This is a genomic window from Streptomyces iakyrus (assembly GCF_000717055.1).
Classification (GTDB): Bacteria; Actinomycetota; Actinomycetes; order Streptomycetales; family Streptomycetaceae; genus Streptomyces; species Streptomyces iakyrus.
This window is the reverse complement of sequence record NZ_JNXI01000002.1, coordinates 550,068-568,187: the sequence shown is the minus strand read 5'-3', so window position 1 is coordinate 568,187 and position 18,120 is coordinate 550,068. Positions and strand designations below refer to the sequence as shown.

Below are 18,120 nucleotides of genomic sequence, written 5' to 3'. Positions count from 1 at the left end.
TCATTGACCTCGCGCATCCCTGCATCGTCGCACCAGCACCCAGTGGCTCAGTCCGCCGGGGCGCCGGCACTTCGATCCACCAATCGAGATGACCTCTTAAGGACGGCACCCCCTTCTGGCTGATGGAGCAGACCCCGTCCACGACGGCCTGCCGCGACGTCAACCCGCTGCGGCGGCCCGGCGAACTCCGCCTCGCCACCTTCCAGGCCATCGCCCACGGCGCCGACGCGGCCCTCTACTTCCAGATGCGCGCCTCCCGCGGCGCCTGCGAGAAGTACCACGGGGCCGTCATCGGCCACGCGGGCCGCGACGACACCCGCGTCTTCCGCGAAGTCGCCGCCCTGGGACGGGAACTGGAGACCCTGGGAGACCGGACGCTCGGCGCCCGCACCCCCGCCCGCACCGCGCTCCTCTTCGACTGGGACAGCTGGTGGGCCCTGGAGATCTCCGACGGTCCGTCCCGGTTGGTGAAGTACCCGGACGTGGTCCACGCCTACTACCGGGCCGCCCGGGAGGCGGGCGCCGACGTGGACGTGATCCCGCAGACCGCCGACCTCACGCCCTACGACGTCGTCCTCGCCCCCGCCCTCCACATGGTCAAGGGCGACCTCGCCGCCCGCCTCGAAGCCGTCGCCGCCCGCGGCGGCACGGTCCTGGCCACCTTCCTCTCCGGCCGCGTCGACGAGCACGACCGCGCGTTCCTCACCGACGTCCCCGGGCCGCTCGCCCCCCTCATGGGCATCCGCGTGGACGAAGGGGACGCCCGGCCGCCGGAGTTCACCCAGACCGTCCCCGAGCTGGGCACGGAGGCCCGGCTCGTCTTCGAGATCGTGCTCCCGCGCGGCGCCGAGCCCGTCGCCACGTACGGCACCGACTTCTACGCGGGCACCCCGGCCGTGACCCGCAACCCCGTCGGCGACCACGGCGGCGAGGCCTGGTACGTCGCCACCGCCCTCGCCCGGCCGGGCGTCGAGGCGGTCGTCCGCCGGATCCTGACCCGGCACGACTTGCTCGGCCCCTACGCCGGCCACCCCGAGGTGGAGACCGCCACCCGCGTCACCCCCGACGGCACCCGCCTGCTCTTCCTCCTCAACCACACCCCCGAACCGGCCCGCCTCACCGCCCACACCGCCGCGACCGACCTGCTCACCGGCAAACGGCTGGACCAGGGCGGACCCCTGGTCCTCGATCCCCTGGGCGTCGCGATCCTTCAGTAGATCCGCCGCCCCCGCCCGTCCGGCACCCCGGACTTGCGGAAGAAGTAGCTGTTGACCTGGTCGCGCCACTCGCGGGCGCCGCGGAGCTGCTCCTCGTAGCGCTGCGCCACGAGCGCGTGACGCGCCGGGTCCACCAGCCCGGCCAGGGACGCCCACACCGACCGGGCCTCCTCGACCATCTCGACACCCTCGAAGTGGGTGTCGTAGATGTGCTGGATCACCGTCTTGCCGCTGTGCAGGGTGTGCCCGTACGGCACGTGGTGGAAGAACAGCAGCAGCTCGTCGGGGCAGGTGTCCGGCGACTCGTACAGCTCGGCCCACGGCTTGGCGTACTGGCCCGCGTAGCCCGTGCCGGTCGCCACACTGCGGTCGACGCCGATCCCGTCCCGGTCGGCGAAATGGTAGGTCCCCCAAGGGCTGTACTCGTAGCCGTCCACGCTCGGCCCGTAGTGGTGCCCCGGCTGCACCATGAAGCCCACGCCCAGGGGAGCGGTGTACTTCTCGTACGTCCGCCAGGAGCCGTCGAGCACGGCGTGCAGCCCGTCGGCCACCTGCGGGGGCGCGTCCGGGAAGCTGAGCCCGATCCACTCGTCGAGCACCGCGCGCGGTTCGGCGTCCGGCCGCCAGGCCAGCCGCCCGAAGGTGTACAGGTTCGACTGCGCCAGCGGATGCCCCGTCCAGAACGGATCGTCACCGGCGTTCGACACGGCGACCAGTCCGCCCCGGGCCAACGCGCCGACCGACCGGTCGTGTTCGGGCCGGAACCGCAGGACCTCACTCCACATCGGCCCCAGCCAGCACACATGCCGCTGCTGCCCGGTGTACTCCTGGGTGGCCTGCAGTTCCACCGCCAGCCGGGTCCGCGGCATCGCACCGATCAGCGGCGAGACCGGCTCACGCACCTGGAAGTCCATCGGCCCGTGCTTCACCTGGAGTACGGCGTTGCCGGCGAACTCCCCGTCCAGCGGCACGAAATGGTCGTACGCGGCCCGGGCCCGGTCGGTCGTGCGGTCCCGCCAGTCCTGGCGGTGGTCGTAGACGAACGCCCGCCAGTGCAGCGTGCCCCCGAACGGCTCCAGCGCCGCCGCCAGCAGGTTCGCCCCCTCGGCGTGACTACGGCCGTACGCGAACGGCCCCGGCTGCCCCTCCGAGTCCGCCTTCACCACGTACCCGCCGAAGTCGGGTATCGCCTCGTACACCCGCCGCGTCGCCCCGGCCCACCAGTCGCGCACCGCCCCGTCCAGCGGATCCGCGGTGGGCAGCCCGCCCAGCGTGACCGGTGCGGCGAAGGAGACCGACAGGTGGGTGCGGATGCCGTAGGACCGCAACGCCGCGGCGATGCCGGACACTTCACCGATGCGGTCGGTCAGCAGGCGCGCCTCGGTGGCGTGCACGTTGACGTTGTTGACGGCGACGGCGTTGATCCCGCACGCCGCGAGCAGCCGTCCGTAGGCCCGCACCCGCTCCAGGTCGCCGCGCGCCCGCCCGTCGTCCCAGAACAGCGAACCGCCGGCGTACCCGCGCTCCACCTGGCCCATGACCGGGTGCACGGCCACGTTGTCCCAGTGGTCGAGCATGCGCAGGGCGAGTGCGGGACGGTGGGTCTGCCTCGCGTGCTCGCCGGTGAAGGCCGCCTCCCCGAGGCGTACGACATGGAACAGCCCGTACAGCAGTCCGCGTCCGCCGGAGGCGGTGACGGTCGTCGTGCCGCCCTCCCGCGCGCAGGTGAACCCCTCCTCGCCGAGGAGTTCCGGACCGTCGGCGCCGAGGCCGAGGACCAGGTCGTACGCGCCGTCCGGTACGGCGTCGCGCTCGACCCGGCCCCCGAACCGCCGGCAGGCCTGAGCCACCTCCCCGTGCACCGTCTCCACCAGGGGAGCCGCCCCCCGGATCAGCGTCCGGCGGCCACCGATCGCCCGGAAGGCGGCGGGCGGCAGCCAGGCCGGGTCGACACCCTCGGGCAGGACGGGCACGGGAAGTGGCACGAGACCCCCAACTCGGTTGTTCAGCCCAGCAGTTCGACCTCCGCCAGGGTCGCCTCACCGTCGAGGACCAGGCGGTACCTCTCGTACGTACCCGGTGACTTCACCGAGAACGCACGGGTCTGCCGGTCCCAGGCGAAGGACTCCCCGGAGCGCCGGTCCAGCGTCTGCCAGGTCTCACCGTCCGAGGAGCCCTGGAGCGTCCAGCCGTCCGGTGCCTTCGCCCGGTCCGCCGACGACGTCAGCGTGTACTGGACCGCCTCGGCGCCCTTCCGGACCGGCAGGTCCACGGACGTCACCGCAGCGTCCGTCGCCGACGTGTCGTCGAACAGGGCACCGTCGCCCTCCAGCACGTCCGCACGGGGCGTCGGCACCTCGTCGTCCCGGGTGATCGACACGGGCGCGGCATGCCCGCCCGTGCCCCAGGACGACGGCCGCGGGCCCATGTCGAACTCCAGGACACCGCCCTTGGCGACCAGCGCGTGCGGCAGGGAGGTCTTCGACCAGGTCCGGCCGTTGACCTTCAGCCCCTGCACGTAGACGTTCCGCGCGCTGTTCCGGGGCGCCTTCACCACCAGCTCGCGCCCGTTCTCCAGGTGCACGGTCGCCTTCGCGAACAGGGGCGAGCCGATGGCGTACTCGCCGCTGCCCATCACCAGCGGATAGAAGCCGAGCGCGGAGAACAGGTACCAGGCCGACTGCTCGCCGTTGTCCTCGTCGCCGTGGTAGCCCTGCCCGATCTCGCTGCCGGTGTACAGCCGGGACAGCACCTCGCGGACGTTCTTCTGCGTCTTCCAGGGCTGCCCGGCCGCGTCGTACATGTACAGGGCGTGGTGGGCGACCTGGTTGGAGTGCCCGTACATGCCCATCCGCACGTCCCGCGCCTCGGTCATCTCGTGGATGACACCGCCGTAGGAGCCGACGAACTCGGGGGAGGCCGTCTCGGGGGTGGAGAGGTACGCGTCGAGCTTGTCGGCGAGGCCCTTGCGGCCGCCGTAGAGGTTCGCCAGGCCCCGGCTGTCCTGCGGGGCGGTGAAGGCGTAGCCCCAACCGTTGGTCTCGGTGTAGTCGTGGCCCCACACCCGCGGGTCGTACTTCGCGGACTCCACCCGCCAGTCGCCCTTCGCGTTCCGGCCCTGGAAGAAGCCCGCCTTCGCGTCGAAGAGGTTCACGTAGTCCCGGGCGCGGTCCAGGAAGTACTCCGACTCCTCCTTGTAGCGCCGCTCGCCGGTCTCCTCGTACAGCTTCCGGCCCATGCGGGAGATGCCGTAGTCGTTGAGGTAGCCCTCCAGCGCCCAGGACAGGCCCTCGTGCGTCTCGGTACTCGTGTAGCCGAGGAAGGGGGAGGTGGCCATGCCCTTGCGGCCGACGCCCGGCTTCGGCGGCACGACCGTCGCGTTCTTCACGGCCGCCTCATAGGCTGCCTTCGCGTCGAAGTCGACGCCCTTGACGTACGCGTCCGCGAACGCCACGTCCGAGGAGGTGCCCGTCATGAGGTCCGCGTAGCCGGGGGAGGACCAGCGGGAGGTCCAGCCGCCGTCCTTGAACTGCTGCACGAACCCGTCGACCAGCTCACCCGCCCGGGACGGGGTCAGGAACGAGTACGCGGGCCAGGTCGTCCGGTAGGTGTCCCAGAAACCGTTGTTGACGTACACCTTGCCGTCGACGATCTTCGCGCCGGTGTGCGTCGGGGTGTCCGGCTTCGGCATGGGGGAGAACGGCGAGGCGTACTGGTACGTGCCGTCGACCTTCTCGAACCCGGAGTTCGGGTACAGGTACAGCCGGTAGAGGCTGGAGTACAGCGTCGTCAGCTGGTCGGGGGTCGCGCCCTCGACCTCGACCTTGCCGAGCAGCCGGTCCCACTGCCGCTGGGCGCTCTTCTTCACCGCCTCGAAGGACCTGCCCTCCGGGATCTCCTGGCGCAGGTTGTCCTTGGCCTGGTCGAGGCTGATCAGCGAGGTGGCCAGGCGCAGGGTGACGGTCCGGTCGTCGGCCTTGAAGCGCAGATGGCCCTTGACGCCGCTGGAGCCGCCCTCCGTCACGGGTTCGTCGAACTCGCCGTGGACGAACAGCCGGGTCGCCCCCGTCGACAGCCCGGACTTCACGTCCGAGTAGCCGGTGACGACCCCGTTCTCCTTGTCGAGCGTGAGACCGGCCTGGTCGGTCACGTTGTCGAAGAGGACGCTCGCGTCGTCGCCGGGGTAGGTGAAGCGCAGCGCCGCCGCATGGTCGGTCGGCGCCATCTCGGCCTTCAGCCCGTTCTCGAACCGCACCCCGTAGTAGTACGGCCGCGCCGTCTCGTTCTCGTGCCTGAAGGCCAGCTCCCGCGCCTCCCGGCCGAGGTCCGGAGTGCCGGAGGCGACGGACGGCATCACCTGGAAGGTCTGCCGGTCGCCCATCCAGGGACTGGGCTCATGACTCGCGCTGAACGCCTGGATCGTCGGCAGATTGTCGGCGTTGTTGGCCCGCGAATAGTCGTACAGCCAGCTCAGCGAGCCCGCGCTGGTCACCGGCGTCCAGAAGTTGAAGCCGTGCGGCACCGCCGTCGCCGGGAAGTTGTTGCCGCGTGAGAAGCCGCCGCTGGAGTTGGTGCCCCGGGTCGTCACCGCGTAGTCCGACAGATGCGCCTTCGGCCGCTCGGGGGCGACGGACTCGATGGTCACGTCGTCCAGCCAGCCCCGGAACTTCGCCGGGCCCTTGGGGGAGTCGTACGCCACCAGGATCCGGTCCACGGTCTTGCCGGCAGCGACCGACCCGATCCGCGAGGCCACGTCGTTCCACTGGTTGACGTAGAGGATCTTCGCCGCGCCCTGCCCCTGCGGGGTGAGCGGGAAACCGTGCTGGTCGGTGGCGCGCAGATCGCTCAGGTGGGTGCCGTCGGTGAAGACGAGGTCGACGGAGACGTTCGTGGCGTCGTAGTCGAGGTCGCCGTCCGCCATCGACGGGAAGATCCGGTAGGCCAGCCGGGTGTTCCGGCCGACGGCCACGTTGACGTCGAAGACCTTGTTGTACGAGTACGCCCGCCCGTCGGTGGTGTGCCGTCCGGCGTACCGCAGGGCCCGCTTCCCGGTGAACCCGGCGCCCGCCTTGGCGGTGGGGGAGCCGCTCGGGCCGCGGTCGACCAGGGAGAGCATGTCCTGCGGGACCGGCCCTTCGCCGCCGCCCGTGGACAGCTGGAGGTCGGCGAGCTGGAGGATGCCGCCGCCGTTGTTCCCGGTGACGTCCAGCCGGAAGTGCCGGTACTCGCCGGGTTCGGCGAGGTCGTACGTCTTGGTCTCGAACCGCTCCGCGAAGCTCTCGCCGGAGCGGGTGTCGAGCGTCGTCCACTCCTTGCCGTCGGCCGAACCCTTCAGGGTCCAGTCCCTGGGGTCGCGCTCTTCGGCGTCATTGGCCGACGTCAGTGCGTAACGTGCCAGTTTGACGGGTTTGTCCAGGTCGAACTCGGCCCAGCCGGTGGGCTCGAAGGTGAGCCACTTGGTGCTCGGTTCGAGGTCGACCAGGTTCTCCTTCACCTCGCCGCCGCCCGTGTTCTCGGCGCTGGCCCGGACCTCCGTGACCTGGTCCGTCACATTGCCCGGTATGCCGCTGCTGTAGCCGCCGTCCACGCCCGAGGCGCGCTTGGCGCCGTCGGGACCGGTATCGACGGTGTTCAGCCAGTCCGGAAGCGGGTCGTCCGCCTCGAACGAGGACGCGAACCCCCGATCGGGTCGATCAGGGGCTTGCGGCAGTGCGACCGCAACGCCCTGCGAACCCAGGGCCAAAGCGAAGGCGGTCGCCGACACGACCGCCGAACCCCATCTGTGCCGAGCTTTCCGCTGCATCAACGGGTACCCTCCCTGCGCAGTGGACAACGTTGTCACCTTCGATGCGCAAGGACCAGTAGTTGCCCAAGTGGCGGGGAGTGTCAAGGGTGTTGCCTGTGGCATTCGGGCGCGGTGACCGGGATATTTCCGGCGGAGCGCCCGCAGGTCACTCATACTTCCGCGAGGTCTCAACTCGGATAAGACCCACGGCCAACCTTGCGTTCGATCTTGATCCGCTGGCGGGAAGTGGACTATACCTGTCGGACGCTTCACACGATCCGCACTTCAGTGCCCGCACGTCACCACCCGCACTTTCCTGCACGACCCAGCTTGACCCGATCGCGGTGCCGGGGAGGATCCGGTTCACCGCCTGAGTCCTGGAGAAGGCGAGGACTTGAGCATGGGATCCACTTCCGCCGAGAACCACGGCACCGAGGGTGTCGGCCGCCGTGATCTGATCAAACGGTCCGCCGCGCTCGGGCTGATCTCCGTCCCCACCATGAGCTTCCTGTCCGCCTGCGCCAGCAGCGGCGGCGACGACAGCGGGGACAAGGCCAAGGCCGGCAAGAAGACCGCGAAGAACCCGCTCGCCGTCAACGACACGGCCGGCATGGAATTCGTCCTGTTCGACGGCGGCTTCGGCAAGGAGTACGCCGAGGACGCCGTGAAGATCTACGAGAAGAACTTCCCCAAGGCGTCGGTGAAGTTCTCCGCCACCCAGAAGATCCAGTCCACCCTCCAGCCGCGCTTCAACCAGGGCACCCCGCCGGACCTCATCGACAACTCCGGCGCCGAGCAGATGGACATGGGCGTCCTGGTCGGCAAGAACCAGCTCACCGACCTCACCCCGCTGCTGGACGCGCCCTCCTACGACGACCCGGCCAAGAAGGTCCGCGACACGCTGCGCCCCGGCATCGTGGAGATGGGCCAGTTCGACGGCGAGAAGGTCTGGATCCTGTACTACGCCTACACGGTCTACGGCGTCTGGTACTCGCAGAAGGCCCTGGACTCGCTCGACGAGCAGTACCCCGAGACCTGGGACCAGATGCTCGCCGTCTGCGCGAAGGCCAAGAAGAAGGGCATGGCGGGCTGGACGTACGCGGGCAAATACCCGTACTACCTCCCCTTCTCGCTCTACCCGATGATCGGCAAGGTCGGGGGCCGTGAAGTCCTCGACGCCATCGACAACCTGGAGCCCAACGCCTGGAAGCACCCGGCCGTCAAGGCCTGCTTCGACGCGTACTACGAGCTGTACAAGAAGGGTTACGTCCTCAAAGGCACCCCGGGCCTGGACCACATCCAGTCGCAGACCGCGTGGGCCGAGGGCAAGGCGCTGTTCATCCCGAACGGCTCCTGGGTGGAGAACGAGTCGGCCAACGTCATCCCCGAGGACTTCAACCTGGCCGTCTCCGCGCCCACCGGCCTCGACTCCTCCGACAAGATGCCCTTCGGCACCATCTGGGCCTCCGGCGGCGAGCCCTTCATCGTCCCGGCCAAGGCGAAGAACGCCGCCGGCGGCATGGAGCAACTGCGCATCATGCTCAGCGAGGCATCCTCCAAGAACTTCACCGGCAAGGTGAAGTCATTGACCGCCTACAACGGCGGCACCGACGGCATCGCCCTCACTCCCGGTCTGAAATCCGGCGTCGCGGCCCTGGACAAGGCCGGTGAGAACGTGGTGAATCCCCGTATGCAGGACTGGTACGTGCAGTTGCAGAAGGAGAAGATCGGCGTCTCCGGGCTGGGCGAGATGATGGCCGGCCGCGTGACCCCGGCCGAGGCCATCAAGAAGATCCAGGCCTTCGCCGACGAGACCGCCAAGGACGATTCCATCAAGCACTACAAGCACCAGTAACGGCACCGGAAAACCAAATTCCGCACACGGCACCGGAGTGGCGATGCAGCACGGCAAGTACCGGTTCATCGTGGGGTTCCTGGCGTTGCCCCTGGGACTGTACGCGCTCTTCGTGGTCTGGCCGTTCATCCAGTCCATTTATTACTCGTTCACGGACTGGACCGGCCTGAGCCCCGAATTCAAGATGGTCGGTTTCGACAACTACAGCCGGATGCTCGACGACGACATCTTCTGGAAGTCGTTGCAGCACAGCCTGCTGTTCGCCCTCCTGCTGCCGGTGGTGACGATCGGCCTCGCGCTGTTCTTCGCCTTCATGATCAACGTGGGCGGCAGAAAGAGGAAGAACGGCCCGGTGATCACCGGTGTCCGCGGCTCCTCCTTCTACAAGATCGTCTACTTCTTCCCGCAGGTCCTCTCGATCGCCATCGTCGCGCTGCTGTTCGCGTTCGCGTACAACCCGGACAGCGGCGCGCTCAACTCGCTGCTGCGCGGCATCGGCCTGGACGACGTCCAGCCCCTGTGGCTGGGCGACCCCGATCTGGCCCTCTGGGCGGTGATGGCGGTCCTCGTCTGGTCGACGGTCGGCTTCTTCGTCGTCCTCTTCTCCGCGGGCATGGCCTCCATCCCGGCGGAGATGTACGAGGCCGCGCTGCTGGACGGCGCGAACCGCGTCACCACGTTCTTCCGGGTCACCCTGCCCCTCCTCTGGGACACGGTGCAGTCCGGCTGGGTCTACATGGGCATCCTCGCCCTGGGCGCCGAGTCGTTCGCGGTCGTGCAGATCATGACGACCGGGCCGGGCGGTCCCGACTACTCGACCACCGTCATGGTCCTGTACGTGTACCAGAAGGCGTTCCGTGACGGGCAGGCCGCCTACGCCACCACCATCGGTGTCGCCCTGCTCGTCGTCACGCTGGCCTTCGCCGCCGTGGTGATGCGGCTGGGCCGTCGCGAGCGGCTGGAGTACTGACCGATGAAGACGACCGAAACCCCCGCGCCGCTGCCGGCGGAGTCCGGAGCCCCGATCACCAAGACGGACGTCCGGCCGCCGGCACCCCCCAAGGAGAAGAAAGAGGGCACCGTCCTCAACGTCTTCTCCCACGGCGTCCTGGTCATCTGGGCGTTCATGGTGGTCATGCCGCTGCTCTGGGCGGTCATGACGTCCTTCAAGGACGACCGCTCGATCTTCAGCTCCCCCTGGTCGCTCCCGGACTCCCTGCACTTCGACAACTGGTCGCGGGCGTGGACCCAGGCCAACATGAGCGACTACTTCCTCAACACGGTGCTCGTGGTGGGCGGCTCACTCATCGGCACCCTGGTCCTCGGCTCCATGGCGGCCTACGTCCTGGCCCGCTTCGAGTTCCCGGGCAACCGGTTCATCTACTACCTGTTCATCGGCGGCATGAGTTTTCCGATCATGCTCGCGTTGGTCCCGCTGTTCTACGTCGTGAACAACATGGGCCTGCTGAACACCATCCACGGCCTGATCCTCGTCTACATCGCCTACTCGCTGCCGTTCACGGTCTTCTTCCTGACGGCGTTCTTCCGCACGCTGCCGACGTCGATCGCTGAGGCGGCGTTCGTCGACGGGGCCTCCCACAGCCGCACGTTCTTCCAGATCATGCTCCCCATGGCCAAGCCGGGCCTGATCAGCGTCGGCATCTTCAACTTCCTGGGGCAGTGGAACCAGTACATGCTGCCGACGGTCCTGAACACCGACCCCGACAAGCGGGTGCTCACGCAGGGGCTGGTGCAGTTGGCGGTCAGCCAGGGCTACAAGGGCGACTGGTCGGGCCTGTTCGCGGGTCTGGTCATGGCGATGCTGCCGGTGCTGGCGGCGTACATCATCTTCCAGCGCCAGGTGGTGCAGGGGCTGACGGCGGGTGCGCTGAAGTAGCCCGGGCCGGTGGGGCCGGGGCCGGGGCGTTGCGCAGCTCGGCGCGACGAGGTGCCTCCCCCAAGCTCTCGGCTTCGCTCGAGCAGGGGGGACCCCCATCGCCCACCCGTGCCGCCCCCCCAGCGGCACGCATGCCCGCAGCTCGGGCGGCCTGCACCCGCCGGACGACGCAAGGGGACGTGTCGGGGGGTGTCCGCCCACAGCGGTTGGCGCGTCGACGCCAGTCAGTCGGTAAGTAGGTCCATCGCGCCGTTCCGAGGACGGACACCCCCCGGCGCGGCCCCGACCCACCACCGGCGAGCAGGCGAAGACGCGCACCCCTGCCAAGCCGCACAGTCAGAAAGCGCGTACCCCCACATAGCGCTCCGCGACGAGCCGCACACACCGCGGAATCAGTTCAACCTCTTGACGGGAGGCAACCCGAACGGCTCAGCTTAGAGTTCACTAGTTGGACATAGACGGGGTCTCATCGAAGCGGCCCCGTGCGCAGGAGGTCGTCGTGGAGACTCCGGGGTCGCAGTCATCGCTGCACCGAGCCAACCTGGAGCGGGTCGTACGTGCCGTGCGCCTGGCGGGCTCCCTCACCCAGGCCGAGATCGCGCGGACGACAGGCCTGTCCGCGGCGACGGTCTCCAACATCGTCCGGGAGTTGAAGGACGGTGGCACGGTCGAGGTCACGCCGACCTCCGCCGGCGGCCGCAGGGCCCGCAGCGTGTCGCTGAGCGGCGACGCCGGCATCGTCATCGGCGTCGACTTCGGCCACACCCACCTCCGCGTCGCCATCGGCAACCTCGCCCACCAGGTCCTGGCGGAGGAGTCCGAGCCCCTCGACGTCGACGCCTCGTCGACCCAGGGCTTCGACCGCGCGGAACAGCTGGTCACCCGCCTGATCGAAGCCACCGGCGTGGACCGCTCCAAGATCGCCGGCGTCGGCCTCGGCGTCCCCGGCCCCATCGACGTCGAATCCGGCACCCTCGGCTCGACGGCGATCCTCCCCGGCTGGACCGGCACCAAGCCCGCCGAGGAGCTCCGCGGCCGCCTCGGCGTCCCCGTGCACGTGGACAACGACGCCAACCTCGGCGCCCTCGGCGAGATGGTCTGGGGCAGCGGCCGGGGCGTCCGCGACCTGGCCTACATCAAGGTCGCCAGCGGTGTCGGCGCCGGCCTGGTGATCAGCGGCAAGATCTACCGCGGCCCGGGCGGCACCGCAGGAGAAATCGGGCATATTACACTCGATGAGTCCGGCCCCGTCTGCCGCTGCGGAAACCGCGGCTGCCTGGAGACCTTCGCGGCCGCGCGCTACGTGCTCCCGCTCCTCCAGTCCAGTCACGGCACCGATCTGACCATGGAGGGCGTCGTACGGCTGGCGCGGGACGGAGACCCGGGCTGCCGTCGGGTGATCGCCGACGTCGGCCGCCACATCGGCAGTGGAGTGGCCAATCTCTGCAACCTGCTGAACCCGAGCCGCGTGGTCCTCGGCGGTGATCTCGCCGAGGCCGGTGAGCTGGTGCTCGGGCCGATCCGGGAGTCCGTCGGCCGCTACGCCATCCCCAGCGCGGCACGCCAGTTGTCCGTTCTCCCCGGTGCCCTCGGCGGCCGTGCGGAAGTGCTCGGAGCGCTCGCCCTCGCCCTCAGCGAGATGGGTGATTCGACCCTTTTGGACGGGACGGCTCCCAGTGCACTTCAGGCAGTCACTCCTGCCTTCACTTAGAGAACGGATGGCACCGTTGCCATCTCGTTAAGGATTTACTTCTTGACGTCGCACGTGTGGCCGAGTTGACTTCCAGCCACCTCGGCCGCAATGTCGCGGCCTCGTCAGGGAGGTTTCTGAAGTGAACACGCGTATGCGTCGCGCCGCTGTTGCTCTTGCCGCCGGTGCGATGGCTGTTTCGCTTGCTGCCTGTGGCAGCGCCAAGGAGTCGGGCGACAACGCCGACTCCACCGGGTCCGCCAAGAAGGGCGACGACATCAAGGTCGGCCTGCTCCTTCCCGAGAACGCGACCGCCCGTTACGAGAAGTTCGACCGTCCCCTCATCGAGGAGAAGGTCAAGGAGCTCACCAACGGCAAGGGCGAGGTCGTCTACGCCAACGCCAACCAGGACGCCGCCAAGCAGAACCAGCAGGTCGACACGATGGTGTCGAACAAGGTCGACGTGCTGATCGTGGACGCCGTCGACTCCAAGGCGATCGCCGGCGCGGTGAAGAAGGCCAAGGACGCCGACATCCCCGTCGTCGCCTACGACCGCCTGGCCGAGGGCCCGATCGACGCCTACACCTCGTTCGACAACGAGACCGTCGGCAAGACCCAGGGCGAGGCCCTGCTGAAGGCCCTGGGCGACAAGGCCAAGGACGGCCAGATCGTCATGATGAACGGGTCCTCCACCGACCCGAACGCCGCCCAGTTCAAGAAGGGCGCGCACTCCGTGCTCGACGGCAAGGTGAAGATCGGCCGCGAGTACGACACCAAGGAGTGGAAGCCGGAGAACGCCAACGCCAACATGGAAGGCGCCATCTCCGCCCTCGGCAAGGACAAGATCGTCGGCGTCTACTCCGCCAACGACGGCATGGCGGGCGGCATCATCACCGCCCTGAAGGCCGCCGGCATCGCCGACATCCCGGTCACCGGCCAGGACGCCGAACTCGCCGGTGTGCAGCGCATCGTCACCGGTGAGCAGTACATGAGCGTCTACAAGCCCTACCCGCAGGAGGCGGACGTCGCGGCCGAGATGGCCGTCGCCCTCGCCCAGGGCAAGTCGCTCGACTCGATCGCCAAGGACAAGGTCGACAGCCCGACCACCAAGGCCATCCCCTCCGTCCTCGTCCCGGTCGTCTCGCTGACCAAGGACAACATCAAGGACACCGTCATCAAGGACGGCATCTACACCGTGAACGAGATCTGCACGGGCAAGTACAAGGCCGCCTGCGACAAGATCGGCCTCAAGTAAGAAGCCGCCAAGTCCCCCGTGGGGCACGGGAGTCCGAGCCGGACTCCCGTGACTCCATGCGGGGACCGGTTCGCCCCCGAGTTCCTCCGGCGCCCCGCCACATCAGCCCCGCAAGCTACGCGGGGCGCCGGAGTGATCACTCCTCCCACCCTTCTGCACAACCTCCCGCCGGGTCAGGCGGCGAAGGAGATGGTTCACGTGTCCGCTACGCCCGTGCTGGCGTTGCGCGGGGTCTCCAAGCGGTTCGGTGCCGTTCAGGCGCTCACCGACGTAGAGCTTGAGGTCCACGCCGGTGAAGTGGTCGCCCTGGTCGGCGACAACGGAGCCGGAAAGTCCACGCTGGTCAAGACGATCGCCGGCGTGCACCCCATCGATGAGGGCGTCATCGAATGGGACGGCAGGTCCGTCCAGATCACCAAGCCGCACGACGCCCAGAACCTGGGCATCGCGACCGTCTACCAGGACCTCGCGCTCTGCGACAACATCGACGTCGTCGGCAACCTCTACCTGGGCCGGGAGATCCGCAAGCGCGGCGTCCTGGACGAGGTGGAGATGGAGCGCCGCTCCCGCGAGCTGCTCGACACGCTGTCGATCCGCATCCCCAGCGTGCGCATCCCGATCGCCTCGCTCTCCGGCGGTCAGCGCCAGACCGTGGCCATCGCCCGCTCCATGCTCGGCGAGCCCAAGCTGGTCATCCTCGACGAGCCCACCGCCGCCCTCGGCGTCGAGCAGACCGCACAGGTCCTCGACCTGGTCGAGCGGCTGCGCGAGCGCGGCCACGCCGTGATCCTCATCAGCCACAACATGGCCGACGTGAAGGCCGTCGCGGACAAGGTCGCCGTGCTGCGCCTCGGCCGCAACAACGGCGTCTTCGAGGTCAAGTCGACCTCGCAGGAGGAGATCATCTCCGCCATCACCGGCGCCACCGACAACGCCGTGACCCGCCGTGCGGCGCGCACGAACGGGGAGGTTTCCAAGTGAGCATCGACAAGACCTCCGCGGCTCCGGACGACCACGTCGTGGAGAACCCCGAGGCGGCCAAGGCCGCCGTCACCGTGGTCGACCCCCGGCTGCTGGTGCGCGAGCAGGGCCTCAAGGGCTACGTCAGCGAGTTCAAGCGGAAGATGAAGTCCGGTGACCTGGGCTCCATCCCGGTCGTCATCGGCCTGGCGATCATCTGGCTCATCTTCACGAGCCTGAACTCCAACTTCCTCACCGCGGGCAACCTGTCCGACATGTCCGTCGCCATGGTCGGCACGGGCATGATCGCCGTCGGCATCGTGTTCGTGCTGCTGCTCGGCGAGATCGACCTGTCGGTCGGTTCGGTCTCCGGTGTGGCGGGCGCGAGTTTCGCGGTGCTGAACGTCACCAACGGCATGAACGAGTGGCTCGCCTTCGTGCTGGCCATCCTCACCGGCACGGTCGCCGGCGTGCTGCACGGCTTCTTCTTCGCGAAGATCGGCGTGCCCGCCTTCGCCGTCACGCTGGCCGGTCTGCTGTTCTGGAACGGCTTCATGCTCCAGATCCTCGGCGACAACGGCACCATCAACCTCGACCCCGACGGGGTCGTGGCCCAGCTGACCAGCTACTACTTCTCCGACGTGGCCGCCGCCTACGGTCTGGCCGCGGTGGTGACCGCCGGGTTCTTCCTCAGCTCCTTCCTCGGCAACCGGCGCCGCGAGGCCGCCGGTGTGCCGTCGCGGCCGCTGAGCGAGACCATCGTGCGGACCGTGCTGCTGGCGGTGCTCGCCTTCACCGTCGCCATCGTCTTCAACCAGTACAAGGGCCTGCCGCTCGCCGTGGTGATCTTCATCGCGGTGCTGCTGGTCACGGACTTCGTGCTGCGCCGTACCTCGTACGGCCGGAAGGTGTTCGCGCTCGGCGGCAGTGTCGAGGCGTCCCGCCGGGCCGGCATCAACGTGGAGATGGTCCGGATCTCGGTGTTCGCGATCTCCGGCACCTTCGCTGCGGTGGGCGGCCTGTTCATCGCCTCCAAGATCGCGGCGGCCAACCAGGGCGCCGGCGGCGGTGACCTGCTGATGAACGCGATCGCCGCGGCGGTCATCGGCGGCACGTCGCTGTTCGGCGGCCGTGGACGCACCTGGAACGCGCTGCTCGGTGTCCTGGTGATCGTGTCGATCCAGTACGGCCTCGCCCTGGAGGGCATCGCCTCCCCAGTGCAGTACATGATCACCGGTGGTGTGCTGCTGGCCACGGTCGTCATCGACGCCGTCACCCGCAAGACGCAGAAGACCGCAGGGCGCGCGTAGCGCCGGGGAACACCCTCTGTGCCCGGTACCTCTCAGGTACCGGGCACAGCTGTGTCGTAGGGGTGGCGCACCATGGGTAGAGCCGAACGCGTGACGTACGACGCACAGCCTCGGCGCCGCCCGCGAAGGCGGAACATTAGACTCGACAAGCCCGGCAACAGCTCTACTGCAAGGAGGCACGGGTGCCGCTGCTGACCCGTATCAGGGGACCGCGCGATCTGGACCGGCTCAACCTGGAGGAGCTGAACCAGCTGGCGGAGGAGATCCGCAGCTTCCTCGTCGAAGCGGTCTCCAAGACCGGCGGTCACCTCGGCCCCAACCTCGGCGTGGTGGAGCTCACCATCGCCCTGCACCGGGTCTTCGACTCGCCCAAGGACAAGGTGCTCTGGGACACCGGCCACCAGTCCTACGTCCACAAGCTGCTCACCGGCCGCCAGGACTTCTCGAAGCTGAAGATGAAGGGCGGCCTGTCCGGCTACCCCTCACAGGCCGAGTCCGAGCACGACGTCATCGAGAACTCGCACGCCTCGACCGTCCTCGGCTGGGCCGACGGCATCGCCAAGGCCAACCAGATCATGGAGCGCGACGACCACGTCGTGGCCGTGATCGGTGACGGCGCGCTGACCGGCGGCATGGCCTGGGAGGCGCTGAACAACATCGCCGACGCCAAGGACCGCCCGCTCGTCATCGTCGTCAACGACAACGAGCGCTCCTATGCCCCGACCATCGGCGGCCTCGCCAACCACCTGGCGACCCTGCGCACCACCGACGGCTACGAGCGGTTCCTCGCCCGCACCAAGGAGGTCCTGGAGCGCACTCCCGTCGTCGGACGGCCGCTCTACGACACCCTGCACGGCGCGAAGAAGGGGCTGAAGGACTTCATCGCCCCGCAGGGCATGTTCGAGGACCTCGGCCTGAAGTACGTCGGACCGATCGACGGACACGACCTGGAGGCCCTGGAGTCCGCGCTCGCCAAGGCCAAGCGGTTCGGCGGGCCGGTCATCGTGCACTGCCTCACCGAGAAGGGCCGCGGCTACCAGCCGGCCCTCCAGGACGAGGCGGACCGCTTCCACGCCGTCGGCAAGATCCATCCCGACACGGGCCTGCCGATCGCCAGCTCCGGCGCCGACTGGACGTCCGTGTTCGGCGAGGAGATGGTCAAGCTCGGCGAGGAGCGCGAGGACATCGTCGCCATCACGGCCGCCATGCTCCAGCCGGTCGGCCTGGACAAGTTCGCCAAACGCTTCCCCAAGCGGGTCTACGACGTCGGCATCGCCGAGCAGCACGGAGCCGTCTCCGCGGCCGGCCTGGCCACCGGCGGCGTGCACCCGGTGTTCGCCGTGTACGCCACATTCCTCAACCGCGCCTTCGACCAGGTGCTGATGGACGTGGCCCTGCACAAGTGCGGCGTCACCTTCGTCCTCGACCGGGCCGGGGTCACCGGCACCGACGGGGCTTCCCACAACGGCATGTGGGACATGTCGATCCTCCAGGTCGTGCCCGGCCTGAGGCTGGCCGCGCCGCGCGACGCCGACCAGGTGCGCGCGCAGTTGCGCGAGGCCGTCGCCGTCGACGACGCGCCGACCGTGGTCCGCTTCTCCAAGGGCGCCGTCGGCCCCGCCGTACCGGCCGTGCGCCGCGTCGGCGGCATGGACGTGCTGCGCGAGCCCGGCACCGACCGGCCGGACGTTCTGCTGGTCTCCGTCGGCGCCCTCGCGCCGATGTGCCTGGAGATCGCCGGCCTGCTCGACAAGCAGGGCATCTCCACGACGGTCGTCGACCCGCGCTGGGTCAAGCCCGTCGACGAGGCCATGGCCCCGCTCGCCGAGGAGCACCGCGTGGTCGTGACCGTCGAGGACAACAGCCGCGTGGGCGGCGTCGGCTCGGCGATCGCGCAGGCGCTGCGTGACGCGGGTGTGGATGTGCCGCTGCGTGACTTCGGCATCCCGCCGCGCTTCCTCGACCACGCCTCGCGTGCCGAGGTCCTCGCCGAGATCGGGCTCACCGCGCCGGACATCGCCCGTCAGGTGACCGGGCTGGTCGCCCGGCTCGACGGCCGCTATGAGCAGTCCGCAGCGGGCGCCGTGGAGTCCGCGCGCGACTGACACCGCTGAATGGGCCGGTTTCACCACCGTGAAGGGTGGTGAAACC

General features: G+C 69.0%; 10 protein-coding genes and 1 pseudogene. 9 read left to right on the top strand and 2 right to left on the bottom strand.

The genetic code is table 11. The features are described from left to right. Positions 1-95: 95 nt before the first annotated feature. Positions 96-1,217: pseudogene (locus OO68_RS05005) on the top strand (beta-galactosidase); the annotation flags it as partial. Here OO68_RS05005 and OO68_RS05000 read toward each other — a convergent pair. Next, positions 1,211-3,202 (bottom strand): alpha-glucuronidase, encoded by a 1,992-nt coding sequence (locus OO68_RS05000; protein ID WP_078625171.1) that lies wholly within the window; start codon positions 3,200-3,202, stop codon positions 1,211-1,213. The pseudogene OO68_RS05005 and the gene OO68_RS05000 overlap by 7 nt on opposite strands. 20 nt (positions 3,203-3,222) lie before the next feature. Then, on the bottom strand, positions 3,223-7,020 hold the full coding sequence (locus OO68_RS04995) for a GH92 family glycosyl hydrolase (RefSeq protein WP_078625170.1): 3,798 nt from the start codon (positions 7,018-7,020) through the stop codon (positions 3,223-3,225). 382 nt (positions 7,021-7,402) lie between these two features. On the opposite strand from OO68_RS04995, the gene ngcE reads away from it, so the two are divergent. From ngcE to dxs, 8 genes are all read left to right on the top strand, one after another. Then, complete coding sequence (gene ngcE, locus OO68_RS04990) at positions 7,403-8,857, top strand: N-acetylglucosamine/diacetylchitobiose ABC transporter substrate-binding protein (RefSeq protein WP_033306841.1); 1,455 nt, start codon at positions 7,403-7,405, stop codon at positions 8,855-8,857. 43 nt (positions 8,858-8,900) lie between these two features. After that, positions 8,901-9,827, top strand: a complete 927-nt coding sequence (locus tag OO68_RS04985) for a carbohydrate ABC transporter permease (protein ID WP_033306840.1) — start codon at positions 8,901-8,903, stop codon at positions 9,825-9,827. 3 nt (positions 9,828-9,830) lie between these two features. Continuing rightward, positions 9,831-10,754 (top strand): carbohydrate ABC transporter permease, encoded by a 924-nt coding sequence (locus OO68_RS04980; protein WP_033306839.1) that lies wholly within the window; start codon positions 9,831-9,833, stop codon positions 10,752-10,754. 499 nt (positions 10,755-11,253) lie between these two features. Beyond that, positions 11,254-12,465, top strand: a complete 1,212-nt coding sequence (locus tag OO68_RS04975) for an ROK family transcriptional regulator (protein WP_033306838.1) — start codon at positions 11,254-11,256, stop codon at positions 12,463-12,465. Between the two features lie 133 nt (positions 12,466-12,598). Next, a complete protein-coding gene (locus tag OO68_RS04970; protein ID WP_033306837.1) occupies positions 12,599-13,699 on the top strand; it encodes an ABC transporter substrate-binding protein in 1,101 nt (366 codons plus the stop codon). A 189-nt stretch (positions 13,700-13,888) separates the two neighbouring features. Beyond that, positions 13,889-14,680 (top strand): ATP-binding cassette domain-containing protein, encoded by a 792-nt coding sequence (locus tag OO68_RS04965; RefSeq protein WP_030838725.1) that lies wholly within the window; start codon positions 13,889-13,891, stop codon positions 14,678-14,680. After that, positions 14,677-15,969 (top strand): sugar ABC transporter permease, encoded by a 1,293-nt coding sequence (locus OO68_RS04960; protein ID WP_033306836.1) that lies wholly within the window; start codon positions 14,677-14,679, stop codon positions 15,967-15,969. The genes OO68_RS04965 and OO68_RS04960 overlap by 4 nt, the downstream gene beginning before the upstream one ends. A gap of 182 nt (positions 15,970-16,151) precedes the next feature. Further along, on the top strand, positions 16,152-18,074 hold the full coding sequence (dxs, locus tag OO68_RS04955; RefSeq protein ID WP_033306835.1) for a 1-deoxy-D-xylulose-5-phosphate synthase: 1,923 nt from the start codon (positions 16,152-16,154) through the stop codon (positions 18,072-18,074). Positions 18,075-18,120 lie beyond the last annotated feature (46 nt).